This window comes from Streptomyces sp. NPDC029466, assembly GCF_055574515.1.
The window spans coordinates 131,126-157,166 of record NZ_JBVHZH010000006.1 but is presented as its reverse complement, the minus strand read 5'-3'; the positions used below and the strand labels follow the sequence as shown (position 1 = coordinate 157,166).

Below are 26,041 nucleotides of genomic sequence, written 5' to 3'. Positions count from 1 at the left end.
GATATTTGAGGCGGCGATTGTCGTTGTAAAGCACCTGGCACCGGTGTCGGAGGCTATGCCCCGGAAGAGTGGAGCGCGGCGCGCAAGGCGGGATCGGTGAGGGCGGCGGGGCCACGGAGGGCAAGAGTGACGAGGGAGGCGGGCGTGGCAGGGGCGGCGGGGGAGTGGCCCACGCCGGGCAGTTGCCGCTCGCCGGCGGTGGTGGCCCAGTCGCTGTACGGGTGGAGCTCGAAGCGGGCCACGGCCCAGGTCCCGAGGGTGAGGATCAGCGGCAGCGAGAACCAGGCCAGGAGCAGCCCGGTGTCCGCGCCGGCCGGTGCCATCCAGTAGGACGCCGCGGCGGACAGCAGCACCAGCAGAGCGGCGCCCTGCACCAGGCGGACGGCGCTGCCGACGCCCGGACGGACCGCGGCGGGCACCGCCAGCCCGTCGGTCACCAGCCGGTCGGCCACCTGCCGCACCGCGTCGTCGCCGACCAGGGCGTCCCGTATCACCGGTATGCGGCACTGCCCTTCGGGGCCGATGGCGGTGAGGGTGGCGCGCTCGACGGCGTCCTTGCCGACCGGGTCGACGACGGTGGCCCAGCCGGTGTCGGCGAGCAGCAGCCGCCGCTGCTGGGCCATCAGCACCAGCACCACGTCGGCGAGCCGGTGCGGGCCGCCCGAGAGGTACGCCATCTCGTACAGGGTCAGGCCGGGGCCGCGGCGCGCGGCGGCCGCCTCCGGGACGGTCCCGGGAGCCGGCCGCGGGGCCGGCCCGGGGGTGGCGCGGGCCGCGGCGACCGCCGCACGGCAGAGCAGCGCACAGGACAGCACCGCCGCCGAACAGGCGACGAGGAAGAAGAGCAGCCACATGCCGGAGTTTCTATGCGAGGTGCCGCAACGGCCGCCACACGTTTCTCAGGATGCGGGCAGTTGCCCGCCGGGTTCAGCCGCCCCCGCAGCCTCCGCCGCCACAGCTCGACCCGCCCCCGCACGACGAGCCGCCCCCGCAGCTCGTACTACCGCCGCACGACGAGCCGCCGCTGCCGCACCCGGACCCGCCGTCGGAGGACCCGCACCAGGAGCCACCGTCGCTCCCCGAGCCGCCCCCGGAGGCATCGGACGCGGAGCTGCCGGACGAGGCGGAGCCACTGCCCGCCGCGGCCCGCTGTGCCTCCTCGAACTGCTGCCGCAGCAGCTCGTCCGCGATCAGCGCCGTACCGCCGAGCGCCACCACCAGCCCGGCGGGCTGCCAGGCCCCGCCGGCTCCCGCGGGCGCGTGCGCCACCTTCGCGGTGTGCAGGGCGAAGGACCCCGCCCTGGTGATCCGCCGGGCGAGCGCCTTCCGGCACAGCGACGCCACGACCAGACCGCCGATCACCGCGGGCGCGGTCGTGACGACCGGCGGCACCCCGGAACCGTCGTCTCCGCCGGACCCCGCGACCGAGAGCAGCAGACCCACGAGGAAGAGCACCCCGCACACCGCCGTCTGGACGCCCGCCCACCGGCGCGGGCCCCGGCCGAGCCGCGGCCGGCGCAGCAGCCCGCGGGCCGCCAGCCCGTCGCCGACGGCCTGCACCGCCGGGCCGCGCATCGCCGTGCCCCGCAGCGCGGCGAGCGCCCCGCCGGGCGTCCGGGCGATCGCGTCCAGCACGGCCGCCTCGACGGCGTCCCGCGCGAGCGCCTGACGCACGGTCACCACTCCGGGGCCGCCCACGGCCAGCCGGCCGTCCTCGTGCATCCCGGCGAGTGCGGCGTCCACCACCCGCCCGGGGCCGCCGGCCAGGAACGCCATCTCCCACACGTCGTGGGCCAGGGCGTCGGCCCGCCGGACGGACGGGGTGCGCAGCCGCACCACTACGGTGCCGAGGATCAGCAGCAGCGACGAGGCGGCGAGCCCCGCGTACACCGCCTGGGGGTAGGACATCGCGGTCACCCCCGTCGCCGGAAGAGCCGCAGAGCGCGAGCCAGCCGGGCCGCGGGCCGTGCGGACGGCGGCTTCGGGCCCGCACGCTCCCGCCACCAGCGCGTCAACTCCCGGCGCGCGGCGGCATCTTCGGGCCGCCCCTGGGCCAGCAGATGCGCCGCGAAGTCCAGGGCGTCCTGGCGGTAGCCGCCGCTCATGGGCCGGTTCCTGGCATGGTCCGCGAAGGCGGCCCGGTAGTCGGCGCCGAGGATCTCCGGCAGTTCGGGCGCGACCTTGGCGACCACCTCGGCCCGCTTGGCGGCCAGCGCCCAGCTCTGCACCCGCAGCCGGGTGCGGTCGAAGCCCTCCGGGGCGGGCGTCCCGGCGACCAGCGCGGACAGCAGCGCGGTCTGCGCCAGCGCCAGCCGCTGGCGGGCGGCGTGGGTGTCGGTTTCCGGGCCGGGGCCGGCGCCGGGGGCGGTGGCCGCCTCCTCGGGTGTGGTGTCCGTGGTGCCGTCTGCCGCGGCCGCTCCGGGCGGTGCGCCTTCGGTGGGATCCGGTACCGACGCGCCGCCCGGCACCGTCGCGTCCGTCACCGGCGCGCTGTCCGGCACCGCCTCAAGCCGCCCGGTCATGGCGGGCCTCCTTCAGCACGGTGCGTATCGCATCGAGTTCGCCGGCCAGTTCCCCGCCTTCGGGGAAGTCGTCGTCCCGCTCCAGCAGCACCCCGGGCGGGGTGGTCCGGTCACACAGCGCGGCGAGCACGTCCAGCACGGGCCTGGTCACCGGGTGGGCGTGGCTGTCGTGCCACACCCCGTCGCGCTCCACCCCGCCCGCGACATGGACGTAGGTGAGGGCGTCCAGCGGCAGCTCGTCGAGGGCGGCCCGTGGGTCCTCGCCCCGGTTGATGTGGTTGGTGTGGAGGTTGGCGACATCGATCAGCAGCCGCACCCCGGTCCGTTCCACCAGCTCGGCCAGGAACCGCCCCTCGGTCAGCTCCTCGCCCGGCCAGTTGATGAGGGCGGCGATGTTCTCCAGCGCCAGCGGCACCGGCAGGGAGTCCTGGGCGATCCGTACGTTCTCGCACAGCACGTCCAGCGCGTCCCGGGTCCTCGGTACCGGCAGCAGATGCCCGGCCTCCATACGGGGCGAGGCGGTGAGCGGACCGCCCGCCCGGACGAAGGCGATGTGCTCGGTGACCAGCGGTGCGCCGAGCGCCTCGGCGCGCTCGGCCAGCGCGGTCAGCCGGCCGGGGTCCGGACGGTCGGCGCCCCCGAGGCCGAGCGAGACCCCGTGCGGGATCACGGTCGTGCCGCGCTTACGCAACTCCTCCAGGGCGTACGGCAGATGGCCCGGGCAGATGTTCTCCGCGACCACCTCGACCCAGTCCACCCCGGGCAGCTCCGCGATCTCCGCGGCGATTTCCGGCCGCCAGCCGATTCCCGTACCCAGGCGCTCCATGGCTCCCCCTCCAGCTCCGTGGTGTCGTACTCATGCCGCGCCAGGCCCGGCCGAACCCTGCACCGGCCGAGTTCAGAGGTTGATTTGAGCTTCAGCGGCGCCGTGGCGGTGTTGCGCGGCGCCGCTGCGGGCCCACCTCTGCCGTACGGCGGTGACGGGCGCGGGCGGCGCCGGACGGTGGCCTGATCGGGCCGGCGCGGGGCCCGCCCCGCCGGCTCACCTTTCGGCCGACAGGGCCCTCCGCAGCGCGGGGTGGTCGGCCACGACCGTGCAGGAACCGGGCGCGATCTCGGTGAACCCGGCGTCCCGCACCACGGGCAGACCGCTGCGGGTGAGCGCGTCCCACTCCGCGCGCCCGGCGGACCGCACCGACAGCGGGAAGCCGGCCGCCCGCCAGGCCGCCCGCTCCTCCTCGGACAGCTCCCACCACGCCAGCTGCGCGCCGTGCCCGGCCTGCGCCATCTCCTTGCCCGCCGACATCTCCAGCTCGGGGCTGAACCACAGCACCGGGCCGTCGGCGGGCGCCCCGGGCGGCTGCGGATCGTCCAGCTCCGTGCCGGAGACCTGGAGGCGCGCCAGGTCCTTCGGCCAGCCGTCCAGCGGCACCGGCGGGAAGACCCGCACCTCGGCCCCGTGGCCGGTGACCGTGATGCCCGGCAGCGCCGTCGCCCGCCGCCACTCGGCGCGGCGCGCCCGCCGCACCACCTTCCGGATCCGGGCGTCCTGCCAGTCCCGCACCGCCGCTGCCCACTCGCCGTCCCCGGCCGACCGCTCGTCGGCCAGCAGCACCAGCACCGCCCGCGCGGCCGTCTCCAGCGCGTCCGTACGCGCCGGCGGGGCCTCCCGCTCGATCCGGACGACGAGCGGCAGCACGAACTGCGGCGCCGCGTCCCGGTCGGTCGCTGCGTGCTCGAAGGGGCTGTCGGCGCTGTCGCCGGACGGCCCGGCGGTCTCGGTGCTGGTCACCCGCCCAGTCTGCCAGCCGCCACCGACAGCGCCCCCGGCCCGTATCCGGCTGCCCGGCCCTCGCGGGGCCGCGGCCAGGGTCAACTCCGTCCGCCCGGCGCGAGGTTGGGGCGCATACGGTCCGGCGCTGAACCCGCCCCCGGGCAGGCACCGGGCGGCCGCCTTGGCTACCGTCGGGGACTGGTGCGGCGGGGCCGCCAGGAGGCAGCGGAGGTGCCGGGACGTATGAGGCTGGACGGGGTGGGGCGGCGGTACGGGGTGCGCGGCCCCTGGGTGCTGCGGGAGGTGGACCTCGACGTGCCCGCCCGTGCGCTGCTGCGCGTCGAGGGGACCAACGGCAGCGGGAAATCCACCCTGCTGCGGCTGCTCGCCGGGATCGACCGGCCCAGCACCGGCCGGATCACCGGCCGCCCGCGCACCGCCTACGTGCCCGAACGCTTCCCGGTCGCCCTCCCCTTCACCGCCGCCGGCTACCTCACTCACCTCGGCCGCATCCACGGTCTGCCCGGCCCCGAAGCGACCCGCCGCGCCACCGAATGGCTGGAACGCTTCGAGGCGGCCGGGCATGCCCGGACCCGGCTGGCGGAGCTGTCCAAGGGGACGAGCCAGAAGGTCGCGGTCGCCCAGGCGCTGCTCGCCGAGCCCGACCTCTTGGTCCTCGACGAGGCCTGGACCGGTCTGGACGGCGGCGCGCGCGAGGTGCTCGACCGGGCGGTCGCCGAACGGGTCGCCGACGGCGGCACCGTCGTGTTCGTCGACCACGACCCGCGACGGCTGGCGGGCGCCGCCGACGCCCGCTACCGGGTCGCGGACGGACAGCTGCTGCCCCACGAGGAGAGCGGTCCGACGGCGGGTGCGACGGCCGCGGCCGGTCCCCGTGTGCTCATCGAGGCCCAGGGCGCAGCGGGCAGTCTGCCGCGCACCGGAGCGCGGCAGCTGCCCGGCACACCGGAAATCGCGCCCGGACCGGACGGGACGCTCCGGCTGACGGTGCCGGCCGCCCACTCCGACGCCCTGCTGCGCGCCCTGCTCACCGCCCGTCCGCCGTGGCACATCCGCTCGGTCACCGCCGTCCCGCTGCCGCACGCCGCCGCCCCCGCCGCCGACAACGATTCGCCCGCACCCGATGAGGCCCCCCTCCCGTGATCGCTCTCCTCCGTTATCAGACGGCACTGCTCATCGGCTCGCACCGCTGGCTGCCGCCGGTCCTCCTCTACGCCGCCTGGCTGGCCATCGGCGTCCAGAGCGGCGGCCCGATCCTCGACGCGTTCGGCTACGCCGCCGGCGGGCTGCTGCCGGCCGCCGTATGGCTGACCCGGGTCTGTGTCACCAACGAGCCGCCCGCCGCCCGCAATTGCGCCGCGGCCGCCGCCGGGCCCGGCCGGGTACACCTCGCCTCCGTACTGACCGCGGCCTGCACCGGGCTGCTGCTGGCACTGCTCGGCACGGCCGTGGTCGTGCTGCTGTCGGAACCGCGCTCCACCGACCTTCAGGTGGCCGTTCCGGTCCCGCCCGCGGCGTTCGCCGGGCTGCTCGCCGCGCTGGTGTGTCTGCTCATGGGCATCGCCATCGGCGCGCTGAGCAACTGGCCGGTGCTGCGCAGCACCGGCTGGAGCATCCCGACGGGTCTGCTCGCCGCCCTGCTGCTGTTGGTCCTGGGCGCCTCGCCCGCCAACGCCGCCGTATCGGGCCTGGTCACCGGCTCCGTCCACGGGACGATCAGCACCCCTTGGCTGCCGCTCGCCGCCACCGGGCTCATCGCGGCCGCCGCCACGGCGGCCGCGTGCGCCCTCAGCTCACGGCGGGGGTGACGGCGGGGCTGACGGCTGGGGCTGACGGGGCGGGGGCTGAAGGGCGAAGCCCCCGAGAAGGGGCACCGGCTCTCCCCCGCCCCCTCCCCCTCCTCCCCCTTCGGGGGAGGGGGCGGGGGTGGGTTCGGGGGTGGGGGGAGTGGGCCCCGCCGCAGCGTCAGTGCCCCCGCCTCAGTGATGCCAAGGCCCCGTCACCGCGAACGTCGTCCCCGGCGTGTAGCAGTTGACGTACATCGTGCGGTGGTCGGGCGAGAACGTCACGCCGGCGAACTCGCCCCACTCCGGCTTCTCCGGGGTGCCGATGTTCTGCCGGCCGCGGGCCATCGCGTAGACCTCGCCGCGCCGGGTGAGGCCGAAGACGTGCTGGGCGCCCTCGCCGTCCTCGCAGACCATCAGGCCGCCGCTGGGCGCGAGGCAGATGTTGTCGGGGGATTCGCCGGGCAGTTGGAGGTCGCTGTCCGGGCCGAAGACGACGACCTGGGTCAGCCGCCGCTTCTTCGGGTCGTACTTCCACACCTGGCCGTAGTGGTCCGCCGCCGAACCGGCGTCCCGGTGGGCGAAGCTGGAGATGAAGTAGACGCAGGAGCCGCCCCAGTAGCAGCCCTCCAGTTTCTGGGCGTGGGTGATGCCCTGGGGGCCGAAGTCCTGGAAGCGGATCGGGGTCTCACGGGCCAGCGGGTCGGGCACATCGACCCAGGTGACGTGGTCGAAGCTGGTGCCGGGCCGCTGGATGGTGGACAGGTCGGGCACACCGGGGACACGCAGCGCCTGGAGGCGGCCGCCGGCCCGGAGCGAACCGCGGCCGCCCATCGGCTTCTCGGGCAGAAAGCGGTAGAAGAGGCCGAACGGCTTCTCGAAGGCGTCCTCGGTCTCGTAGACGATGCCGGTGCCGGGGTCCACGGCGATCGCCTCGTGCTGGAAACGGCCCATCGCGGTCAGCGGGACGGCTCCGGTGCGCCGCGGGTCGTAGGGATCGACCTCGAAGATGAAGCCGTGGTCCTTGGTGTAGTTCTCCTCACCGGCCCGGAACTCGGTCTCCTCGCAGGTCAGCCAGGTGTTCCAGGGGGTGGGACCACCCGCGCAGTTGGTGGAGGTGCCGGCGATGGCGACCCGCTCGGAGAGCACCTTGTTGTCCCGGTCGAGTGCGAGGGCCGTACAGCCGCCCTCACCACCGGGGTCGTAGGTCAGATCGCGGACCCGGGGGACGGCCTGGCGGGAGTTCGTACGGTTCTCGTGGTTGCGGACCAGGTGGGTGCCGCCGCGGTGGCCGGGAGCGGGGAAGGCAGCCATGCCGTCACAGTTGCTGGGCACCTTGCCCTCTCCCGAGCGCAGCGGGTCGCCCTCCCGGGACAGGACCCGGTAGCGGAAGCCCCGCGGGAGGTCGAGCAGACCGTCCGGGTCCGGCACCAGCGGGCCGTAGCCGCGCTGTCCCATGCTCTGCGCGGTCGCGGTTCCCGTGAAGAGCTCCGTGAGGCTTCCGGAGAAGGCGATCCCCGCCCCCAGCGCACCGGTGCGTGCCAGGATCTGACGTCGTGTCGCGGACATGGGCAACTCCCTGTTGGCGGACAGGTGATGTGACCCGCTCGTGTGTACCACGCGGCCGGGCCGCCGGGAACCAGCCGGCGGGCACCAACCGGGTGTTGCCGCTGTTCCGCCTACCGCGCGTCGGTCACCAGGGTGCCCGCGTCGCGGGCCAGCGCCGTCAGCCGGGAGATCGCCCGGTAGTACTTCTTGCGGTAGCCGCCCCGCAGCATCTCGTCGCTGAAGAGCTCGTCGAAGGCCTTGCCGGAGGTCACCAGCGGCACCTCACGGTCGTAGAGCCGGTCCGCGAGGACTACCAGCCGCAGCGCCGTGGACTGGTCCGGCACCGCCTGGACATCGGTGAGGCAGACCGCCTCGATGCCGTCGCACATGGCGCCGTAGCGGCTGGGGTGCACCTTGGACAGATGGTCCAGCAGGGACGGGAAGTCGTCGAGCGAGGCGCCGGGGGTGCGGTACGCGGTGCGGGTGACGGTCTCGTCGTCGTACGGGGCGGGAGCCTCGGGCAGACCGCGGTGACGGTAGTCCTCGCCGTCGATGCGCAGCGGACGGAAGTGGGCGCTCAGCCCCTGGATCTCGCGCAGGAAGTCGGCGGCCGCGAACCGGCCCTCGCCGAGCTTGCCGGGCAGGGTGTTGGAGGTGGCGGCCAGCGCCACCCCGGCGTCCACCAGCTTGCCGAGCAGGGTGGAGACCAGGACCGTGTCACCGGGGTCGTCGAGCTCGAACTCGTCGATGCACAGCAGCTTGTGCTCGCCGAGCGTCCGGACGGTCTGCTGGAAGCCGAGCGCGCCGACGAGATTGGTCAGCTCGACGAAGGTGCCGAAGGCCTTGCGCTCGGCCGGGGCGGGGGTGGCGTGCCACAGGGAGGCGAGCAGATGGGTCTTGCCGACGCCGTAGCCGCCGTCCAGATAGACCCCGCGGGGGCCCTGGGGTGCCGCCGGCTTCCTGGCGAACCAGCGTCGCTTGCCCGCGCCCGCCCGTCCGGCGTCGATGCCGTCCGCGAAGTCGCTCAGGACCTGGACGGCCTCGGCCTGGCTGGGCTGCTTCGCGTCCGGGATGTAGGTGTCGAAGCGGGCGCCCTGGAAGCGCGGCGGCGGCACCATCTCGGCGACCAGGCGGTCGGCCGGGACGTGCGGGGCGCGGGCGGTGAGGGCGGCGGGCACCGCGTCGTCACCGTCGGCCGGCGGTCCGGCTGTCGGGTCGGTCTGCGGGGCGGAGGGCTGGGAAGGCGACACAGCCGTCCAGCCTATCGCGTGTGCGGTACCCGCCGGTCCGGTGAGCGAGGCATGTCACACTGCCGCCATGCGACGCCTGTTCCCGCTCCCCGCCCCACCCGTACCGGCCCCTGACCTCGACGGCAGTGGGGCGGCGGCGCCCGACCCCACGGACCGTGAGTGGACGCTGGACGAGCTGGCCGAGGTCTACGCGTACCCGGCTGCGGACGACCCGGTGCGCTCCGGGCGCCCCGGCTGGCTGCGGGCGAACATGGTGTCCTCCCTGGACGGCGCGGCCCATCACGACGGCCGCTCGCAGCCGCTGTCCGGTGCGGCCGACATGCGGATCTTCGGGGTGCTGCGGGGGCTCGCGGACGCCGTGGTGGTGGGGGCGGAGACGGTGCGGCAGGAGGGCTACCGGCCGGGGCGCGCCCGGGAGGCGTTCGCCGCCCGCCGGGCCGCCGCCGGCCAGGGCCCGGCCCCCGCCATCGCCGTGGTGACCGCCGGTCTCGGGCTGGACTTCACCCTGCCCCTGTTCACCGAGCCGCTGGTGCCCACCGTGGTGCTGACCGGTGCGGCGGCGCCGGCGGACCGGGTGGACCGGGCCCGTGCGGCGGGCGCCGAGGTGCTGTTCGCCGGGGAGGGGCTGGGGGTCGACCCGGCCCGGGTGGCCGGGGTGCTGGCCGGGCGGGGCCATCACCGGCTGCTGACGGAGGGCGGTCCGCGGCTGCTGGGGCAGCTGGCGGCGGCCGACGCGCTGGACGAGATGTGTCTGTCGCTGGCGCCGGTGGTCGCCCTGGGTGACGCGGCGAGGATCATGAACGGTCCGGCCGTCGCGGTGCCGGAGCGGTTCACCCTGGCGTCGGTGTTGGAAGAGGCCGGGTTCCTGTTCACTCGCTACCGTCGGTCCTGACAATCAGCGGAACAATCTGTTCCGCTTAGCTTCCGTTGGGCACACTAAAAGCCAACAGGTCCCGTGTGGCGACGGGGCAGGATGGTGTCTGTCGGGCTCCGTGCCATGCGGCGCCCCAAAGAGAAGAAGGGCGTCCGTCGTGTTCACGAGCGTATTGATGATCGAGAAGCCTCTGACGCCCGCCGACGTGGAGTTCGTGACCACCCTGCACGGCGATGACCGGATCTCGTTCGTCGTGCTCATGCAGCCGCGGGGTAAGCAGGACGTGCTGCTGCGGGCCATCGACGATGTCGCCCTCGGCGAGTTCGACGACGCCGTACGGGAGGCCGAGGAACCGGGCGGCTCCCAGGCCGAGGCCCCCGCCGAGCTGGCCCTGGCGCACACCCTCCAGGCGCTGCGCGACGCCGGTTCGGAGGCCGTCGGGCAGGTGGTCGAGGACAAACCGCTGGACCTGCTGCGGTCCATCGTCGACGAGACCGGCGCGGACGAGGTGATCGTGCTGACCACCCCGCACTTCGTCGAGGAGTTCTTCCACCGCGACTGGGCCTCCCGCGCCCGCCACAAGGTCGGCGTCCCGGTGCTCAAGCTCTTCTCGCACGCGGCGGACGACCAGCCTCAGGACACCGCGGGCGGCTGAAGGGCGGCCGGCGCGGAGCCGGTCCCTCCGGAGGGACCGGCTCCGGCGCGCCGGGGCCGTTTCGCGCGCCGGGGACCGTCCCGCGCGCGGGAGATCAGCGGCGGGCGCCGTGGTGCGGGCGGAGCCGGCCGTCCCGTACCTCGGCGACCTCGTCCGCCACGTCCAGATGCGCGGGGTCATGGGTGACCAGCACCGTCGCGGTGCCGCGCTCCCTGGTGAGGGTGCGCAGCAGTGCGAGCACCGCGGCGCCCCGCTCGTGGTCCAGGGCGCTGGTCGGCTCGTCCACCAGCAGCACCGCGGGCTCGTTCATCAGCGCCCGGGCGATATTGACCCGCTGCCGCTGACCGCCCGACAGCTGATGCGGCCGCCGGTCCGCCAGCTCCGCCAGGCCGACCGCCGCCAGCAGTTCCCGCGCCCGGGAGCGCGTCCCACGGGGCGGTCGGCCGTCCAGATGGGCCATCACCTGGAGCTGCTCGGCGGCGGTCAGCGACGGCAGCAGGTTCGGCTGCTGGAAGACCGTGCCGATGGTGGTGCGGCGCAGCGCCGTCAGCTCGGCGCGGCCGCGTCCGGCGGTGTCGGTGCCGTCGATCACCACCCGTCCGTGGTCCGGGCGGATCAGCGTCGCGGCGACCGCGAGCAGGCTGGACTTCCCGGATCCGGACGGCCCGATCACCGCCGTCAGACCGCCGGGGGGCACGGTCAGCGAGACCCGGTCCAGCGCGGTCAGCCGGGCCCCGCCGTCGGGGTAGGTGAGGGTGACATCGGTCAGTTCGAGGCTCATCGGGCACTTCCCAGGGCGGTCAGCGGGTCGACGGAGGTGAGGCGGCGGATGGCGAGCGCGGCGCCGGCGACGCCCAGCGCGATCATGATCAGGGCCGGGACCAGCACCGTCGGCGGATCCAGCACGAACGGCACGGTGCCGCCGACCGCCGCGCCCACCGCCGCCGCCAGGGCGGTGCCCAGCGCGGTCCCGGTCACCAGCAGGACGACGGCCTGGCCGAGCGCGTCCCGCAGCAGCGCGCCGGTCGAGGCGCCCAGCGCCTTCAGCACCGCGACATCGCCGCTGCGCTGGATCGTCCACACCGTGAAGAACGCGCCGATGACCAGCGCGGAGATGGCGAACAGAAAGCCGCGCATCAGCTGGAGCGAACCGTTCTCGGCGGTGAACGAGCCGATGGCCCGCACGGCGTCGTCGGTGGTGACGGTCTTCGTGCCGAGCTCCCGGTCGGCGGCCGCCAGACCGGACGTCCCCGTGGTGGACAGGGCGAGCACCGTCGCGCCGACGGGACCGCCGCCGGGAGCGCCGCGCGCCGGCCCGCCGCCGCCCGCGAGCCGTTGCCAGTCGCCCAGCGACGTCCACACCACCGGGGTGTGGCTGTACATCGCCGCGCCCGACACCGCAGCGACCTCGAAGGTCCGCCCGCCCAGCGTCAGCCGCCCGCCGGCCCGCAGCCCGAGCGACGCGGCGGCCTTCGCGGACAGCACCACCGCGCCGTCAGCGACCCGCTCCGGCGCCGGGCCGGACCCGGGCCGCACCCCGAACGCCGAGACCGCGGCGGTCCGCCCGTCCGCCTCGGCCCTGGTCGTCGTGATGCCCAGCGGCTCGGCATGCCGTACGCCCGGCACCCGCGCCCAGTCCCGCACGGTCCGCTCCGGCAGCCGCGAATCGGTGAACGCGATCTTGCTGCCGTCGGCGGGCGCCGAGAACACCAGGTGGTCGGCGGGCAGCCCGGTGATCGCCGAGGTGTTCTCCCGGCCCAGGCCAGCCGTCAGGCCCGACAGCAGGCCCACCAGCACCGTGATCAGCACGATGACGGTGCCCATCAGGGCGAACCGCCCCTTGGCGTGTCTCAGGTCTCTCCAGGCGACGAACACAGGCTTTGCCTTCTTCGGATCGGGCGCCGGACCCCACTGCCCGGCGGCTGGTCCCCACCGTCGCCTCCCGGACGGGGCCGCGGCATCGCGCCGGGGAGTGGTCCACCGGCGCCGAAAGGTGCGTCCCGCGGTCAATCCTTTGGTTGATGCCGCCGGTGAATGGGGCCCTTAGCCTGGAGGCGCCGTGACCGAAGAAGCCGTGACCTCTCCCTCCCTCACCCCCGTCCAGCGGGCGCTGCGCAGCTGCCTGCATCTGATGGTGGCCGCGCTGCTCGCGCTCGCCGCCGTACGGGCGGTGGCCGACCGCACCCCCGACGCCCCCGCCGTGGTCGCCGCCGCGGTGGCGCTGTGCGCGCTCTACGTCACCGGCCACCGGCTGCCCCGGCTGCGCACCTCCACCGGCGCCGCCGCCCTCTGGCTCGCCGCTCTGGGCGCGGTGTGGCTGGTCCTGCTGGCCCTCACCCCGGACGGCGTCTGGGTGGCCTTCCCGCTCTTCTTCGTCCAGCTGCATCTGCTGCCGCGGCGCTGGGCCCTGCCCGCGGTCGCGGCCACCACCCTCGCCGCCATCGCCGGGTTCGGCCGGCACACCCACACCCTGAGCGTCGGTACGGTGCTCGGCCCGGCCCTGGGTGCCGCCGTCGCGGTCGCCGTCGTCCTCGGCTACGAGGCCCTCTACCGGGAGAGCGAACAGCGCCGCCGCCTCATCGAGGAGCTCACCGCGACCCGCGGTGAACTGGCCGACGCCGAACACGCCGCCGGTGTGCTCGCCGAACGCGAACGGCTGGCCCGCGAGATCCACGACACCCTCGCGCAGGGCCTGTCCAGCATCCAGCTGCTGCTGCGGGCCGCCGAGCGCGCCCTGCCCGAGCGGCCCGGCACCGCCCTCGGTCACGTCCGGCAGGCCCGTACCGCCGCCGTCGACAACCTCGCCGAGGCACGCCGCTTCGTGCGCGCGCTCAGCCCGCCCGACCTGGAGGCCGGGTCGCTGCCCGCCGCCCTGGAACGGGTCTGCGCCACCACGGCCCGGACCTCCGGTCTCGCCGTGCACTGCCAGGTCTCCGGCGCGCCCACCGCGCTGCCCACCCCGCACGAGGTCGCGCTCCTGCGCATCGCCCAGTCCGCGCTCGCCAACACCGTCCGGCACGCCGCCGCGGGGCGCGTCGAGCTGACCCTCAGCTACATGGACACCGAGGTCGCGCTGGACATCGTCGACGACGGCATCGGGTTCGTCCCCGCCGAGGTGCCCGCACCCGGCTCCGCCGCGGTCCCCGGCACCGGCTTCGGCCTCGCCGCGATGCGCGCCCGGGCCCGCGCCCTCCAGGGCACCCTCGTCGTCGAGTCCGCCCCGGGGGAGGGCACCGCGGTCGCCGTCACCCTGCCCTGCGCCGCGCCCGCGCCCGACGCCGCCCCGGCCCCCGATCTCGCACCGGAGGCCGCCTCGTGACCGCGACGGACTCCCCGGAGCCCCCGGCCCCTCCCGCACGTCCCCAGCGCATCCGGCTGCTGCTCGCCGACGACCACCCGGTGGTCCGCGCCGGACTGCGGGCCGTCCTGGAGACCGAGGAGGACTTCGAGATCGTCGCCGATGTACCGACCGCGGAGCAGGCCGTCGGCCTGGCCGCCCGGCTCGGCGTCGACGTGGTCCTCATGGACCTCCAGTTCGGCGGCCGGATGCTCGGCTCCCAGGCCACCGCCGCGATCTCCGCCGCCCCCGGCGCCCCGCGCGTCCTCATCCTGACCACCTACGACACCGACGCCGACATCCTCGCCGCCATCGAGGCCGGCGCCACCGGCTACCTCCTCAAGGACGCCCCGCCCGAGGAGCTGGCCGCCGCGGTACGCACCGCCGCCGCCGGGAAGTCCGCGCTCGCCCCGGCCGTCGCGCTGCGCCTCATGGACCGGATGCGCACCCCCGCCTCCGCGCTGTCCCGCCGCGAGACCGAGGTCCTCCAGCTCGTCGCCGACGGCCTGTCGAACGCGGCGATCAGCAAACAGCTCTTCCTCAGCCAGGCGACCGTCAAGTCCCATCTCGTCCACATTTACTCCAAGCTGGGCGTGGACTCCCGTACGTCCGCGGTCGCCGCCGCCACCGCACAGGGCCTGATCCGCCGCTGACCTCCCTCCCGGCGCCGGAGCGCGCGCCCGGCCGGGATCCGTGGACCGGTTCTGTCGGTGCCGGGTGCGAGAATCATCGACAGCACGACAGCACGACAGAACGACCGCACCACCGCTCGCGACGATCGACATCAGGGAGACCCACCCATGGCACCCGCCATCCCAGCCTCGATGGACCGGCCGCACTTCATCGGCATCGGCGGAGCCGGTATGTCGGGCATCGCCAAGATCCTTGCGCAGCGCGGCGCCCGGGTGGCGGGCAGCGACGCCAAGGACTCCGCGACCGCCCAGGCCCTGCGCGCCCTCGGTGCCACGGTCCACATCGGCCATGCCGCCGGGCATCTCGCCGAGGACGCCACCAGCGTCGTCGTCTCCTCCGCGATCCGCCCCGACAACCCCGAGCTGGCCGCCGCCCACGAGCGCGGCATCCCCGTCGTGCACCGCTCCGACGCCCTCGCCTCCCTCATGGACGGCCTGCGCCCCATCGCCGTGGCGGGCACCCACGGCAAGACGACGACGACCTCCATGCTCGCCGTCTCCCTCGGCGCCCTCGGCCTCAAGCCGTCCTACGCCATCGGCGGCGACCTCGACGCCCCCGGGTCCAACGCCGAGCACGGCAGCGGCGAGATCTTCGTCGCCGAGGCCGACGAGAGCGACCGCAGCTTCCACAAGTACGCCCCCGAGGTCGCCATCATCCTCAACGTGGAGCTGGACCACCACGCCAACTACGCCTCGATGGACGAGATCTACGAGTCCTTCGAGACCTTCGTCGGCCGCATCCGCCCCGGCGGCACCCTGGTCATCGCCGCCGACCAGCCCGGTGCCCGCGAGCTGACCGAGCGGATCTCCGGCCGCTACGACATCGAGGTCGTCACCTACGGCGAGTCCGAGGACGCCGACGTCCGCATCCTCAAGGTCAACCCCCGCGGCCTGACCAGCGATGTCACCGTCACCCTGACCAGCGGCAAGATCCTCACGTTCACGGTCTCCGTTCCTGGCCGGCACTACGCCCACAACGCCGTCGCCGCGCTGGCCGCCGGCGTCGCCCTGGGCCTCCCGCCGCACAACCTCGCCTCCGCGCTCGGCAAGTACACCGGCGTCAAGCGCCGCCTCCAGCTCAAGGGCGAGGCGGCCGGCGTCCAGGTCATCGACTCCTACGCGCACCACCCCACGGAGATGACCGCCGACCTGGAAGCGATCCGCGGCGCCGCCGAGGGCGCCCGGGTACTGGTCGTCTTCCAGCCGCATCTCTTCTCCCGCACCCAGGAGCTGGGCACGGAGATGGGCCAGGCGCTCGCCCTCGCCGACGCCTCCGTCGTGCTGGACATCTACCCGGCGCGGGAGGACCCGATCCCGGGCATCACCAGCGCCCTGATCATCGACGCCGCGCGGGCCGCGGGCGCCGATGTCACCCCCGAGCACGACCAGGCCGCCGTTCCGGAGGTCATCGCCGGAATGGCGAAGCCCGGTGACCTTGTTCTCACCATGGGCGCGGGCGATGTGACCGACCTCGGCCCCGCCATCCTGTCCCGCCTGGGCAGCTGAGCTGAGGAGACCCGGATGCCGTACGAGATCGACAAGCCCGACGAGCAGTGGCGCGCCGAGCTGAGCCCGGCGGAGTATCAGGTGCTCCGCCAGGCCGGCACCGAGCCCGCCTTCGTCGGCGAATACACCGACACCAAGACCGAGGGCGTCTACTCCTGCCGGGCCTGTGGTGCCGAGCTCTTCCGCTCCGACACCAAGTTCGAGAGCCACTGCGGCTGGCCGTCCTTCTACGACCCCCGCGACGCGGACGCCGTGGAGCTCATCCCTGACAACTCCCACGGCATGGTGCGGACCGAAGTACGGTGCGCCCGCTGCGGCTCCCACCTCGGGCACGTCTTCGAGGGCGAGGGGTACCCCACCCCCACCGACCAGCGGTACTGCATCAACTCGATCTCGCTGCGGCTGGTGCCGGACGAGCGGTGAGCGGAGCGCCGGACGGCATGGGCGGCATGGACGGCACGGCGCGGAACCGCCCCCGGACGCCGGTCCGGCGCTCCAGGGGCGGGCCGTCCTGATCCGGTCGCCGTCCGGCCGCAGTCAGGCCGCCGTCCGGCCGCTGCCCGGTGGCCGGATCAGCGGCAGGTGAGCTGGGGGTTGCCCCAGTCGGCGTGGTCGGAGTTGTTCCCGTTGCCGCCGTCGGTGACCACGAGCCGCAGCTGGCTGCCGCCGGAGAGATCCGCGGTGAGGCGCTGGGCGGGCTGGTCGACGGTCATCAGCCCGCTGTCGGCGACCAGGGTGTTGTCCCGGTAGATCTGGAAGACCACGGAGCCGTTCGCACCCACCTCGTCATCGAGGCCGACGTCCACGGTGAGGGCGGAGCAGGAGCCGCCGAGGTCGTAGAGGAGCTGGCTGTCGGCGTGCGCGCCCAGCCCCTGCGCATAGCCGGCTCCCTGGATGGTGAGGGGATGTCCGTCGACGCTGCTGTTCAGCCGCGTGGGCGCGTAGCTGTCGCTGCTGGCGATCCACTGCCGGTCGGTCAGTGAAGTGGTGTGGCCCGGCGGTTTGTTCTTGTGGCCCGGACGCGCGGAGGACGACGGCTTCTTGGGCGACGGGTGCCGCGGCTTCGGTTGTTTCGATGCCGCGCTGCGGGTGGGGTCCGGGGAGCCGGACGCCGAGCGGGAGGCGCTCGCCGAATCCTTGGGGGAGGTGGTCGGCGACCGGCCCGGGGCGGGCGCCGACGTGTGTCCGGACGGTGCGGGTCCGTCGGCCTCGGCCTCGTGCCGCGACGGGCCGAACAGCGAGCCGGCGGATATCGCGACACCGGCCAGGACGGCCACCGCGACCGCGAGCACGGTGATCCGCGCCGGAGAGAACCACGTCCGCCGGGGCTGGTCCGGCGCGGCGGACGGGACCGTCCCCGAGAAGCTCATACCGGCCGTGGGCACGCCGCCGCCGGACGGCCGGCCGCCCCCGGCCGGGGCCGGCCGCTCGCCGTCCGCGGTACCGGCGCCTTCCGGCTGGGCGGCCAGCCAGGACGCGAAGTCGTCGCGCAGCTCGGTGTTCCGGGAGTGCTGGTGCCAGGCGGCGGCGGTGTGGCGTACCGCCGCCAGCAGGCTGTCCCGCCAGGCCGCATCGGAAGCCTCGTCCGGGCCGGGGGAGTGCAGGACGCCGTTGATGGCTTCCTTCGTCAGATCGGCCGCCGCCTGGGAGGACCGGCAGCAGCCCCGGGCGTAGGCCAGTACCGCGGCGTAGTGCCGGCGGTGGAACTCGTTGAGGGCCTCCTCGCCCGCCCCGGCCGCGCCGTCCGGGACCGGGGCGCCATACGGGCCGGCCGACAGCCGGCCGCCGGGCCCGGCCGCCGCACGGATACGCCGGACCAGCTCGGTGTCGGAGGGCGCGGTCCCACCGGTGGTGTCGCTGTGCTCTTGCATGAGTGGGCTGATGACCCTTCAACGTCCTGACGGGCCATGAAAAATACCCCAAGGTCTACCGGTACCCCGCTGCCGGTGCGTCATTTGACACCGGATGGGCCGCGGGGGCCTCCCCGCCACCCGCGGCCGCCCCGTCACACCGGTTCCACGATCGCCGTCACCACCAGCCCCGAACCGACGAGCCACCGGCCGCTGAATGCGGTGAGTTCGCTGCCGTCGACCACGGGCCCGGGGACGAGCAGGCGCGCGGTGAAGGTGGCGTTCGTCGGGTCGAGGGTGAGCAGCGCCTCCTCGAAGTCGAGCCAGCGGCGGGTGAGGGGGAACCACGCCTTGTAGACGCTCTCCTTCGCGCTGAACACCAGGCGCTCCCAGCAGACTTCGGGCTGGAGCGCGGCCAGCCGGCGGATCTGCGCGCGCTCCTCGGGGAGGGTGACGAGGTCGACCACCCCGGGGTCGTTCAGCGGCAGATTGGGCTCCGCGTCCAGGCCGATCGTCCGTACCTCTCCCGCGCGGGCCACCGCCACGGCGCGGTAGCCGGCGCAGTGCGTCATGGCGCCGACGACGCCGTCCGGCCACTGCGGCTCCCGGTTGGGGCCGGGGAGCAGCGGCGCGGGGGCGAAGCCCAGCTCGGCCAGGGCCCGGCGGGCGCAGCCGCGTACGGTGCCGAACTCCCGCTGCCGCTTGGGCACGGCGTTGGCCACCTGCGCCCACTCCTCGGGGAACATCTCGGACAGCGGTGCGTCATCGAAGGCCTCGGCGGTGCTGACCGGGGCCGGCAGCAGCTTCTCGATCATGCGGGGCTCCCGGGGGTGCCGGAGGCGACCGTGGCCGGCGTGGGCAGGATCTGGACCGGGCGGCCCGGCGCGGCGGCCCGGCGCTGCCACTCCCGCGGATAGCCGAGCGAGACCTCCTGGTGCGGTACGCCGTCCAGGGTCAGCAGCCGCGGGATGTGGAGATGGCCGTACACGACCGCGGCGGCACGGAACCGGTGCGGCCAGTCCGCGGTCGACTCCGTACCGCACCACAGTGCGAAATCCGGGTACCACAGGGGCCGGGTGGGCTCGCGTACCACCGGCCAGTGGTTGACGAGCACGGTGGGCAACTCCTCCGGCACGGCGGCGAGCCGGGCCTCGGTTTCGGCCACCCGCGCCCGGCACCACGCCTCCCGGCTCGGATACGGGTCCGGATGCAGGAAGTGCTCGTCGGTGCAGACCACCCCGGCCTTCTCGGCGCGGGCGAGCGCCTCCTTCTTGGACCTCGTCCCCGGCTGCCGGAAGGTGTAGTCGTAGAGGAGGAACAGCGGTGCGATGACGACGGGTCCGCCGTCGCCCTCCCACACCGGATACGGGTCCTCGGGGGTGAGCACGCCCAACTCCCGGCAGATGTCCACCAGATGCTCGTAGCGTTCCACGCCGCGCAGCTGCACCGGGTCCTGGGCCGGGGTCCACAGCTCGTGATTGCCGGGCACCCACACCACCTGGGCGAACCGGCTGCTGAGCAGCGACAGCGCCCAGCGGATGTCGGAGACGAACTCCCCGACATCGCCGGCGACCAGCAGCCAGTCGTCCTCGGACTCCGGTCTTAACCCCTCGACGATGTCGCGGTTCTCCTTGTAGCGGACGTGCAGATCGCTGACGGCCACCAATCTGCCGCGGCCGCCGCCGTGCGAGGAGCCGGCGGCGGGCCCGGCGGCGCCGGGTGTGGGGGTGCGGATCTCGTAGGTCATCATCGAAGTAAAGACGGTGCGGGCGCGAGAGTGAAGCGCGGACCTGGGGGGAACTGCCCTGCGTCACCGCTCTGGGGGTGGTGCGGCCGGCCGGCCGCCGGTGTCGGAGGCGGCGTCGCCGCGGCGGATACGGGTGGCCAGCCAGAGGTCGAAGCGGTCGTCGGGGTCGTCGAGGCGGCGGCCGGTGAGGTCCATGACCTTGTCGAGGCGGTTGCGGACGGTGTGCCGGTGGACGCCGAGGCGCCGGCTGGTGGCGTCCCAGGCGCCGCCGGTCTCCAGCCAGGCGGCGAGGGTGGCGGTCAACTCCTCGCCGTGGTCCGCGAGATCGAGCGGGCCGAGCACGGTGTCGGCGTAGCCGTGCAGCGTCCGGCGGTCGCCCAGGTCGAGCAGCAGCCGGCTGGCCTGGCTCTGCCGGGCCTCCGCGGGTTCGCCGCTCGCCCGGCTGACGGCGAGCAGCCCCGTGGCCTGGCGCACGGACACCCGTACCGCTTCGGGGGCGCTGGCCGGGCCGATGCCGGCCGGGCGGCCCGGGGCGAAACGGGCGAGCACATCGCGGATGTCCAGATCCTCGCCGATCACTGCCTCGATGACCGCGCCCGGCGCCTCGTCCACCACCCTGACCAGGCCACCGGGCATCGCCAGCGCCAGATCGGCGGCCATCTCCTGCGCGGCGCCGTCCGGAGCCCCGGCCCCGGCCCCCGGCGCGGTCAGGGCCCCGCCCTCGCCCGCACCGCCCCCGGCCGCCACCACGACTCCCCGCACCCGCTCGGCCGTCAGCCCCACCGACCGCAGGATGTCCCGGGCCCGACCGGCGGCCGGATCCTCCTCCGCCAGCAGCTCCGACAGCAGCGCCGACCTGCGGCGGCGCTCCGGCTCATCGCGCAGGTGCCGCCGCTCCAGCTCCAGGGAGAGCAGCGAGACCAGGCCGGGGACGACCGAACGGGCGGCGTCGTCGGGGCGGCCGGTGAGCAGCAGCAGGCCCCGCAGCCGGCGCGCCCCCAGCGGCTGCACCTCCAGCTGCTCCCCGGCGGCCGTGCTGGACGCGCTGCCGCGCAGTCCGCGCGCGGCGACCCGCCCGATCAGGTCCCGGGCCGCTGCCGGCGGTGTCCGCTGCGCCCGCTCACCCGCCGCGAGCAGCCGCCCCAGCGGGTCGAACACCGCCGCGCCGACCCCGGTGGCGGCCGTCCACTCCGCGAGCATCGGCCGCAGTCCGCCGCCGGTCGCCGCGGCCGTCAGCCGCCGCTGGGTGGCGAATGCCCGCTGGAGCCGCTCGCGCTGCTCCTCGGCCCGGGCCTCGAAGACCGCCTTGGTGACCGCGATGAACGGCACCCCGTCCGGCACCGTCAGCAGCGGCAGCCCGGCCTCCCCGGCCGCGGTCACCAGCGGCTCCGGAGCCTCCTGGTACGGCAGCCCCTGCCCCAGGCCGAGCGCCAGACAGGCCGCCCCGCCCTCGGCCACGTCCCGTACGTACGCCCGGCACGCGGCCGGTTCCTGCGGCAGCAACAGGCCGATGGTCATGAGGAGTTCGCCGCCCTGGAGCCACTTTCCCGGCGCCGGCAGATCCGAGACCGTCGCCGCTTCGATCGTGCGGGCCAGCAGCCGCTGCGGCACGTCGTAGGTGACCGACAGCCGGAGATCGGGCCGGGCCAGCAGGTCGGAGAGGTGCAGGGGCATAGACACAGTGTCCAGCAGAGGGCCCCGCGGTGGACACCCGGGCGACCGGCCGGGCGGTGTGGCCTGCGGGTTCGGGCGGCCGGAGGGCGGCGCGGCCGGCCGCTGGCGGCAGCTGTGCGGTGCGCGGTGCGGGGCCGGGAACACCGCCCCGTCCCGCGGATGAGCGCGGGCCCGGCGGGCCGTTATGGTCGAGAGGTGTGGGAGCGGGGAACCCTCCCCGCTTCGCGACCCGACGAAGGGACGTGAGCTCGGTATGCAGGCGGCGTTTCTGGTGGCCCCCGAGGGCACCGAAGAGGTCGAGCTGACCCGGCCGTGGCAGGCGGTGACCGACGCGGGCGGCGGTCCGACGCTGGTCTCCACCCGCGCGGGCAAGGTCCAGGCGTACCACCACCTGGACAAGGCGGACACCTTCCCCGTCGATCTGACGGTGGACGAGGCGACCGCGGCGGACTTCGACGGACTGGTGCTGCCCGGCGGGGTCGCCAACCCGGACGCCCTGCGGCTGGACCGGCGGGCCGTGGCGTTCATCAAGTCCTTCTTCGACGCCGGACGGCCGGTGGCCGCGATCTGCCATGCGCCGTGGACGCTGATCGAGGCCGATGTGGTGCGTGGCCGCACCCTGACCTCCTGGCCGAGCCTGCGGACCGACATCCGCAACGCGGGCGGCACCTGGGTCGACGAGCAGGTCAAGATCTGCACCGCCGGACCGAACACCCTGATCACCAGCCGGAAGCCGGCCGATCTGGAGGCCTTCTGCGCGGCGTTCGTCTCGGAGTTCTCGCACTGACGGGCCCCTACGGGCCCAGCACCACCGCCGATTCCGGCGGGAGCCGCAGCACCCCGTCCGCGTCGGGGAGCCGGGCACCGGGCCAGCCGGCCAGGGCCTGGAGCCCGGCGGCCCCGCCGTCGTCGCCCAGCGGGACGGCGGCCGTGGTGTCCGGCGCGAGATTGACCGCCACCCGTAGGGGACCGCGCCGCAGCAGGAGCCAGCGGGCCGCCTCGTCGTAGTGGACGGCGGTGTGCCGCGGGTCCGGGTCGGTCAGCGGGGGCAGCTCATGACGGAGCGCCAGCAGCGTGCGGTGCCAGGCCAGCAGCGCGGTGTGCGGCTCCCGGGCCGGTTCGGTCCAGTCCAGGACGCAGCGGTCGCGGGTCGCCGGGTCCTGCGGGTCGGGCCAGTCCGCGGCGTCACCGGCCCACTCGTGCGCGGTGAACTCGCGCCGCCGCCCTTCCCGTACGGCCTCCGCCAGCTCCGGATCCTGGTGATCGGTGAAGTACTGCCACGGGGTGGTCGCGCCCCATTCCTCGCCCATGAACAGCATCGGGGTGAACGGCGCGCACAGCACCAGCGTGGCGGCGCAGGCCAGCAGGCCGGGGGAGAGCCCGGCGGCGAGCCGGTCGCCGAGCGCGCGGTTGCCGATCTGGTCGTGCGTCTGGGCGTAGGCCAGCAGCCGGTAGGCGGGGGTGACCCGCAGGTCGAGCGGTGCGCCGTGCCGCCGGCCGCGGAAGGCGGAGTGCGTACCGTCGTGGAAGAAGCCGCCGGTCAGCGTCTTGGCGAGGGCGGCGAGCGGGGCCCGCGCGAAGTCGGCGTAATAGCCCTGGGATTCGCCGGTGAGCGCGGTGTGCAGGGCGTGATGAAAGTCGTCGTTCCACTGGGCGTGCAGCCCCTGCCCGCCGTCCGCCCGGGGCGCGGTGGTGCGCGGATCGTTGAGATCGGACTCGGCGACCAGGAACAGCGGGCGCCCCAGCCGCCGGGCCAGTGCGTCGACGGCGGCGGACAGGGCGGCCAGGAAGTGCGGGGAGCGGTCGTCGTGCAGTGCGTGCACGGCGTCCAGCCGCAGTCCGTCGAGCCGGTAGTCGCGCAGCCAGGAGAGCGCACTGGAGAGGAAGTAGGCGCGCACCTCATCGGAACCGGGGGCGTCGAGATTGACCGCCGCGCCCCACGGGGTCTGATGGGTGTCGGTGAAGTACGGCCCGAACGCCGGGAGAGGGTTGCCGGACGGGCCGAGGTGGTTGTGCACCACATCGAGCACGACCCCCAGTCCGAGCCCGTGCGCCGCGTCCACGAACCGCTTGAGCCCGTCCGGCCCGCCGTACGGTTCGTGCACCGCCCAGGGCGCGACCCCGTCGTACCCCCACCCATGGGTGCCGGGGAACGGGCAGACCGGCATCAGGGAGACATGGGTGATGCCCAGGTCGGCGAGGTGCCGCAGCCGCGCGGCTGCGGCGTCGAAGGTGCCCTCGGGGGTGTAGGTCCCGATGTGCAGTTCGTAGAGGACCGCACCGGGCAGCGGGCGGCCCGGCCACGGATGCCGCCAGCCGAACCGGTCGTGTGCGACGACCGCGGCGGGCCCGCCCGGGCCCTCCGGGAGCCGGGCGGCCCGCGGATCGGGCAGCGGTGGCCCGCCGTCCAGCCGGAAGGCGTACCGGTCCCCGTCCCGGGCCGGTGCCTCGGCCCGCCACCAGCCCGCGCGGGCGGCATCGCGCTCCATCGGGACCGGCGGCTCGCCCGCCCGGTCCCCCGCCCACTGGAGAGCGACCCGCCCGGCCTGTGGCGCCCACACCTCGAACAGCACGGCCGTCCTCCTTCGTTCGGTCCCGGCCCCGACGAAAGCACGCCGCCGCGCCGCCCGACAGTCCGACGTGGCGACGCGCAGCCACATCGCGCCATCCGCTGGGCCGTTCCGGCGAGGCCGCGGACCCGTCCGCAGCGCTCTGCGCAGCCACATCGCCTGGACAGCGGCTCGCGGTCGCCGGAGAATCCCGGTATGACTTCGCTCGAGTTCCCTGCGCGTCCGGCGCGGCCGTCGGACGCCGACCGGGAACGCGCCCTCGACCTGCTGCGTGACGGCGCGGCGCAGGGACGGCTGTCCCAGGACACCTTCCTGCGACGCCTGGAACTCGTTCTGACCGCCCAACAGCAGTCCGAACTCGACCTGGTCACCGCCGACTTGGCGACCCGCGGCAAGGTCCAGGGCGTGGTACTGCGGATGGTGGGCCGGGTGTCCGCCTTCCACCTCCGGGTGCGCCGCGCCTGGCGTACGGAGCGGCTGCCGAAGCTGCTGCTGCCCGAGCCGGGCCCACTCCCGCTGGCCATAGGACGAGCCCCCGGTTCCGGTCTGCGCCTCAACCACGAGACGGTCTCCCGCACCCACGCCGAACTCCGCAGCGCCGGCCAGGGCTGGCTGCTGCGCGACCTCGGTTCCACCAACGGCACCTGCGTCAACGGCCGCCGGGTGGTGGGCGAGGTGCCGGTCGGCCCCGGGGACCACATCAGGTTCGGCCAGGTGGATTACGTCCTGACGGAGCGCTGAGCGGGGCGGCGCGCGCCGGAGGACGGGGCCGCGGGTGCCCCGGCCCCGCTCAGTGCTGGTGCAGCCCCCGCCCCGCCAGCGTCAGAAACGCCTCGCCGACCGCCTCCGACAGCGTCGGATGGGCGTGGATGTGCTGGGCGACATCGGCCGGTTCGGCGTCCCAGCCCACGATCAGCTGGCTCTCCGCGATCATCTCCGAGACATGCGGGCCGACGAGATGGACCCCGAGCACCGTGCCCGTTGCCGCACCGCCCGCACCGCCCGCACCGTCCGCCGTCGCGATCACCTTCACCATGCCGCCCTGGCCGTGCACCATGCCCTTGGCGGTGGCGGCCAGCGGCATGGTGTTCACCTTGATGTCCAGGCCGCCGGCGCGCGCCTCGGCCTCGGTCCGGCCGACCGACGCGGTCTGCGGTGCGGAGTACGTCACCCGCGGCACGGCCGCGTAGTCCACCGGCCGCGACGGCAGCCCCGCCAGGGTCTCGGCCACCAACAGGCCCTCCGCGAAGGAGGCGTGGGCCAGCCCCGGGGACGGCGGCGGCAGCAGATCGCCGACCACATGGATGCCCGGGAGGGCGGTCTCCAGCCGAGACCAGTCCGCCGGTGCGACGAACCCCCGCTCGTCCGCCGCCAGCCCGGCCGCCGCCAGATCCAGCCCGTCCGTCACCGGGGCCCGCCCCACCGCGACCAGCAGCCGCTCGGCCTCGATCACCAGCTCCTCGCCCTTCGGGGTGCGCACGGTGGCCCGCACCCCGTCCGGCAGCAGCTCGGTGTCGGTGAGCGTGGAGCCCGTACGGACCGCGATACCGCGCTTCTTCAGCCCGCGCGCCAGATGGCGGCCGACATCCTCGTCCTCCATCGGAAGCAGCCGCCCGGCCGCCTCGACGAGGGTGACCCCGGCCCCCATGGAGCGGTGGAAGGACGCGTACTCGACGCCGATCGCCCCGCCGCCCAGGACGAGGACGGACGCCGGAAGCCCGGCCGCGAACAGTGCGTCGTCGCTGGTCACCACCCGTCGGCCGTCCGCGGCCAGGCCCGGCAGCATCCTCGGCCGGGAGCCGGTGGCCAGCACGATGCCGCGCCGCGCGGTGAACTCCCCGGCGCCCTCGACATGGACCGTACGGGGCCCGGTCAGCCGCGCGGTGCCCTGGAGGACCCGCACCCCCGCCGTCCGCAAGTGCCCGGCCACGCCCTGGTGGTTGCGGGCGACGATGGTGTCACGGGTGGCCACCAGGGCCGGCCAGTCCAGGGAGTCGACGGTGGCCTTGACGCCCCACCGTTCGCGGGCCTCCGCGATGCCGTCCACCAACTCGGCCGCGTGCAGCATGGCCTTGCTGGGAATGCAGCCGCGGTGCAGACAGGTGCCGCCGATCAGATCGCGTTCGGCCAGCACCACCCGCAGGCCCAGGGACGCGGCGCGCAGGGCGGTGCTGTAGCCGCCGGTGCCGCCGCCGATGACGATCACGTCCGCCGTGTTCGGCGCTGTCTCACTCATG

23 protein-coding genes and 1 pseudogene are annotated in these 26,041 nt (G+C 74.8%); 10 read left to right on the top strand and 14 right to left on the bottom strand.

Annotation, left to right across the window (positions count from 1 at the left end):
• Positions 1-53: 53 nt before the first annotated feature.
• From ACZ4XD_RS08250 to ACZ4XD_RS08235, 4 genes and pseudogenes are all read right to left on the bottom strand, one after another.
• Positions 54-854, bottom strand: coding sequence for a TIGR04222 domain-containing membrane protein (locus tag ACZ4XD_RS08250; protein ID WP_468039402.1), 801 nt, complete (start codon positions 852-854; stop codon positions 54-56).
• Positions 855-927: 73 nt separating this feature from the next.
• Positions 928-1,908: a TIGR04222 domain-containing membrane protein gene (locus tag ACZ4XD_RS08245; protein ID WP_468039400.1), complete on the bottom strand. Its 981-nt coding sequence runs from the start codon at positions 1,906-1,908 to the stop codon at positions 928-930.
• Between the two features lie 5 nt (positions 1,909-1,913).
• Positions 1,914-3,348 (bottom strand): annotated as a pseudogene (locus tag ACZ4XD_RS08240) (MbnB/TglH/ChrH family RiPP precursor modification enzyme).
• 216 nt (positions 3,349-3,564) lie between these two features.
• Positions 3,565-4,314, bottom strand: a complete 750-nt coding sequence (locus tag ACZ4XD_RS08235; RefSeq protein WP_468039398.1) for an aminoacyl-tRNA hydrolase — start codon at positions 4,312-4,314, stop codon at positions 3,565-3,567.
• A gap of 225 nt (positions 4,315-4,539) precedes the next feature.
• Here ACZ4XD_RS08235 and ACZ4XD_RS08230 point away from each other — a divergent pair, with 225 nt between their 5' ends.
• Both ACZ4XD_RS08230 and ACZ4XD_RS08225 read left to right on the top strand, forming a co-directional pair.
• The gene (locus ACZ4XD_RS08230) at positions 4,540-5,460 is read left to right on the top strand and encodes an ATP-binding cassette domain-containing protein (protein ID WP_468039396.1); all 921 of its coding nucleotides are present in this window, start codon (positions 4,540-4,542) and stop codon (positions 5,458-5,460) included.
• Complete coding sequence (locus tag ACZ4XD_RS08225) at positions 5,457-6,125, top strand: ABC transporter (protein ID WP_468039394.1); 669 nt, start codon at positions 5,457-5,459, stop codon at positions 6,123-6,125. Before ACZ4XD_RS08230 ends, ACZ4XD_RS08225 begins: the two co-directional genes overlap by 4 nt.
• A gap of 171 nt (positions 6,126-6,296) precedes the next feature.
• On the opposite strand, the gene ACZ4XD_RS08220 is transcribed toward ACZ4XD_RS08225, so the two are convergent.
• The gene (locus ACZ4XD_RS08220; protein WP_468039392.1) at positions 6,297-7,670 is read right to left on the bottom strand and encodes an alkaline phosphatase PhoX; all 1,374 of its coding nucleotides are present in this window, start codon (positions 7,668-7,670) and stop codon (positions 6,297-6,299) included.
• 110 nt (positions 7,671-7,780) lie between these two features.
• Positions 7,781-8,899 carry a cell division protein ZapE gene (zapE, locus tag ACZ4XD_RS08215; protein WP_468039390.1) on the bottom strand — a complete coding sequence of 373 codons (1,119 nt, stop codon included), beginning with the start codon at positions 8,897-8,899 and terminating at the stop codon, positions 7,781-7,783.
• 67 nt (positions 8,900-8,966) lie between these two features.
• Between zapE and ACZ4XD_RS08210 the strand changes: the two genes are divergently transcribed.
• On the top strand, positions 8,967-9,791 hold the full coding sequence (locus ACZ4XD_RS08210; RefSeq protein ID WP_468039388.1) for a pyrimidine reductase family protein: 825 nt from the start codon (positions 8,967-8,969) through the stop codon (positions 9,789-9,791).
• Between the two features lie 139 nt (positions 9,792-9,930).
• A complete protein-coding gene (locus ACZ4XD_RS08205; protein ID WP_042159562.1) occupies positions 9,931-10,428 on the top strand; it encodes a hypothetical protein in 498 nt (165 codons plus the stop codon).
• A 94-nt stretch (positions 10,429-10,522) separates the two neighbouring features.
• On the opposite strand, the gene ACZ4XD_RS08200 is transcribed toward ACZ4XD_RS08205, so the two are convergent.
• Complete coding sequence (locus tag ACZ4XD_RS08200) at positions 10,523-11,209, bottom strand: ABC transporter ATP-binding protein (protein WP_468039386.1); 687 nt, start codon at positions 11,207-11,209, stop codon at positions 10,523-10,525.
• Positions 11,206-12,303, bottom strand: coding sequence for an ABC transporter permease (locus tag ACZ4XD_RS08195; RefSeq protein ID WP_468039384.1), 1,098 nt, complete (start codon positions 12,301-12,303; stop codon positions 11,206-11,208). The genes ACZ4XD_RS08200 and ACZ4XD_RS08195 overlap by 4 nt, the downstream gene beginning before the upstream one ends.
• Before the next feature lie 184 nt (positions 12,304-12,487).
• On the opposite strand from ACZ4XD_RS08195, the gene ACZ4XD_RS08190 reads away from it, so the two are divergent.
• The 4 genes from ACZ4XD_RS08190 (at position 12,488) to msrB (ending at position 16,386) form a co-directional block, all read left to right on the top strand.
• Positions 12,488-13,747 carry a sensor histidine kinase gene (locus tag ACZ4XD_RS08190; protein WP_468039382.1) on the top strand — a complete coding sequence of 420 codons (1,260 nt, stop codon included), beginning with the start codon at positions 12,488-12,490 and terminating at the stop codon, positions 13,745-13,747.
• Positions 13,744-14,418, top strand: coding sequence for a response regulator (locus tag ACZ4XD_RS08185; protein WP_468039380.1), 675 nt, complete (start codon positions 13,744-13,746; stop codon positions 14,416-14,418). Before ACZ4XD_RS08190 ends, ACZ4XD_RS08185 begins: the two co-directional genes overlap by 4 nt.
• 147 nt (positions 14,419-14,565) lie before the next feature.
• Positions 14,566-15,963 (top strand): UDP-N-acetylmuramate--L-alanine ligase, encoded by a 1,398-nt coding sequence (murC, locus tag ACZ4XD_RS08180; protein WP_468039377.1) that lies wholly within the window; start codon positions 14,566-14,568, stop codon positions 15,961-15,963.
• Positions 15,964-15,978: 15 nt separating this feature from the next.
• A complete protein-coding gene (gene msrB / locus ACZ4XD_RS08175) occupies positions 15,979-16,386 on the top strand; it encodes a peptide-methionine (R)-S-oxide reductase MsrB (RefSeq protein WP_468039375.1) in 408 nt (135 codons plus the stop codon).
• A 149-nt stretch (positions 16,387-16,535) separates the two neighbouring features.
• On the opposite strand, the gene ACZ4XD_RS08170 is transcribed toward msrB, so the two are convergent.
• The 4 genes from ACZ4XD_RS08170 to ACZ4XD_RS08155 all read right to left on the bottom strand — a co-directional run bounded on the left by ACZ4XD_RS08170 (position 16,536) and on the right by ACZ4XD_RS08155 (position 21,234).
• A complete protein-coding gene (locus tag ACZ4XD_RS08170) occupies positions 16,536-17,834 on the bottom strand; it encodes an NPCBM/NEW2 domain-containing protein (protein ID WP_468039373.1) in 1,299 nt (432 codons plus the stop codon).
• Positions 17,835-17,968: 134 nt separating this feature from the next.
• Positions 17,969-18,628 carry a 4'-phosphopantetheinyl transferase family protein gene (locus ACZ4XD_RS08165; RefSeq protein ID WP_468039371.1) on the bottom strand — a complete coding sequence of 220 codons (660 nt, stop codon included), beginning with the start codon at positions 18,626-18,628 and terminating at the stop codon, positions 17,969-17,971.
• A complete protein-coding gene (locus tag ACZ4XD_RS08160) occupies positions 18,625-19,560 on the bottom strand; it encodes a metallophosphoesterase family protein (RefSeq protein WP_468039369.1) in 936 nt (311 codons plus the stop codon). Before ACZ4XD_RS08160 ends, ACZ4XD_RS08165 begins: the two co-directional genes overlap by 4 nt.
• Before the next feature lie 63 nt (positions 19,561-19,623).
• On the bottom strand, positions 19,624-21,234 hold the full coding sequence (locus tag ACZ4XD_RS08155) for a PucR family transcriptional regulator (RefSeq protein WP_468039367.1): 1,611 nt from the start codon (positions 21,232-21,234) through the stop codon (positions 19,624-19,626).
• A gap of 253 nt (positions 21,235-21,487) precedes the next feature.
• Here ACZ4XD_RS08155 and ACZ4XD_RS08150 point away from each other — a divergent pair, with 253 nt between their 5' ends.
• Positions 21,488-22,021: a type 1 glutamine amidotransferase domain-containing protein gene (locus ACZ4XD_RS08150; RefSeq protein ID WP_468039365.1), complete on the top strand. Its 534-nt coding sequence runs from the start codon at positions 21,488-21,490 to the stop codon at positions 22,019-22,021.
• Between the two features lie 7 nt (positions 22,022-22,028).
• Here ACZ4XD_RS08150 and treZ read toward each other — a convergent pair whose 3' ends face one another.
• On the bottom strand, positions 22,029-23,807 hold the full coding sequence (gene treZ, locus ACZ4XD_RS08145; protein WP_468039363.1) for a malto-oligosyltrehalose trehalohydrolase: 1,779 nt from the start codon (positions 23,805-23,807) through the stop codon (positions 22,029-22,031).
• A gap of 192 nt (positions 23,808-23,999) precedes the next feature.
• Between treZ and ACZ4XD_RS08140 the strand changes: the two genes are divergently transcribed.
• On the top strand, positions 24,000-24,545 hold the full coding sequence (locus tag ACZ4XD_RS08140) for an FHA domain-containing protein (protein WP_468039361.1): 546 nt from the start codon (positions 24,000-24,002) through the stop codon (positions 24,543-24,545).
• 49 nt (positions 24,546-24,594) lie between these two features.
• Here ACZ4XD_RS08140 and lpdA read toward each other — a convergent pair whose 3' ends face one another.
• Complete coding sequence (gene lpdA, locus ACZ4XD_RS08135) at positions 24,595-26,040, bottom strand: dihydrolipoyl dehydrogenase (RefSeq protein WP_468039359.1); 1,446 nt, start codon at positions 26,038-26,040, stop codon at positions 24,595-24,597.
• Position 26,041: the final 1 nt, after the last annotated feature.

Bases quoted from the DNA above. Each gene is read 5' to 3' on its own strand.
- ACZ4XD_RS08250 (WP_468039402.1), bottom strand. From the start codon at position 854: ATGTGGCTGCTCTTCTTCCTCGTCGCCTGTTCGGCGGCGGTGCTGTCC.
- ACZ4XD_RS08245 (WP_468039400.1), bottom strand. From the start codon at position 1,908: ATGTCCTACCCCCAGGCGGTGTACGCGGGGCTCGCCGCCTCGTCGCTG.
- ACZ4XD_RS08230 (WP_468039396.1), top strand. From the start codon at position 4,540: ATGAGGCTGGACGGGGTGGGGCGGCGGTACGGGGTGCGCGGCCCCTGG.
- ACZ4XD_RS08220 (WP_468039392.1), bottom strand. From the start codon at position 7,670: ATGTCCGCGACACGACGTCAGATCCTGGCACGCACCGGTGCGCTGGGG.
- ACZ4XD_RS08210 (WP_468039388.1), top strand. From the start codon at position 8,967: ATGCGACGCCTGTTCCCGCTCCCCGCCCCACCCGTACCGGCCCCTGAC.
- ACZ4XD_RS08200 (WP_468039386.1), bottom strand. From the start codon at position 11,209: ATGAGCCTCGAACTGACCGATGTCACCCTCACCTACCCCGACGGCGGG.
- murC (WP_468039377.1), top strand. From the start codon at position 14,566: ATGGCACCCGCCATCCCAGCCTCGATGGACCGGCCGCACTTCATCGGC.
- msrB (WP_468039375.1), top strand. From the start codon at position 15,979: ATGCCGTACGAGATCGACAAGCCCGACGAGCAGTGGCGCGCCGAGCTG.
- ACZ4XD_RS08170 (WP_468039373.1), bottom strand. From the start codon at position 17,834: ATGCAAGAGCACAGCGACACCACCGGTGGGACCGCGCCCTCCGACACC.
- ACZ4XD_RS08165 (WP_468039371.1), bottom strand. From the start codon at position 18,628: ATGATCGAGAAGCTGCTGCCGGCCCCGGTCAGCACCGCCGAGGCCTTC.
- ACZ4XD_RS08160 (WP_468039369.1), bottom strand. From the start codon at position 19,560: ATGACCTACGAGATCCGCACCCCCACACCCGGCGCCGCCGGGCCCGCC.
- ACZ4XD_RS08155 (WP_468039367.1), bottom strand. From the start codon at position 21,234: ATGCCCCTGCACCTCTCCGACCTGCTGGCCCGGCCCGATCTCCGGCTG.
- ACZ4XD_RS08150 (WP_468039365.1), top strand. From the start codon at position 21,488: ATGCAGGCGGCGTTTCTGGTGGCCCCCGAGGGCACCGAAGAGGTCGAG.
- ACZ4XD_RS08140 (WP_468039361.1), top strand. From the start codon at position 24,000: ATGACTTCGCTCGAGTTCCCTGCGCGTCCGGCGCGGCCGTCGGACGCC.
- lpdA (WP_468039359.1), bottom strand. From the start codon at position 26,040: ATGAGTGAGACAGCGCCGAACACGGCGGACGTGATCGTCATCGGCGGC.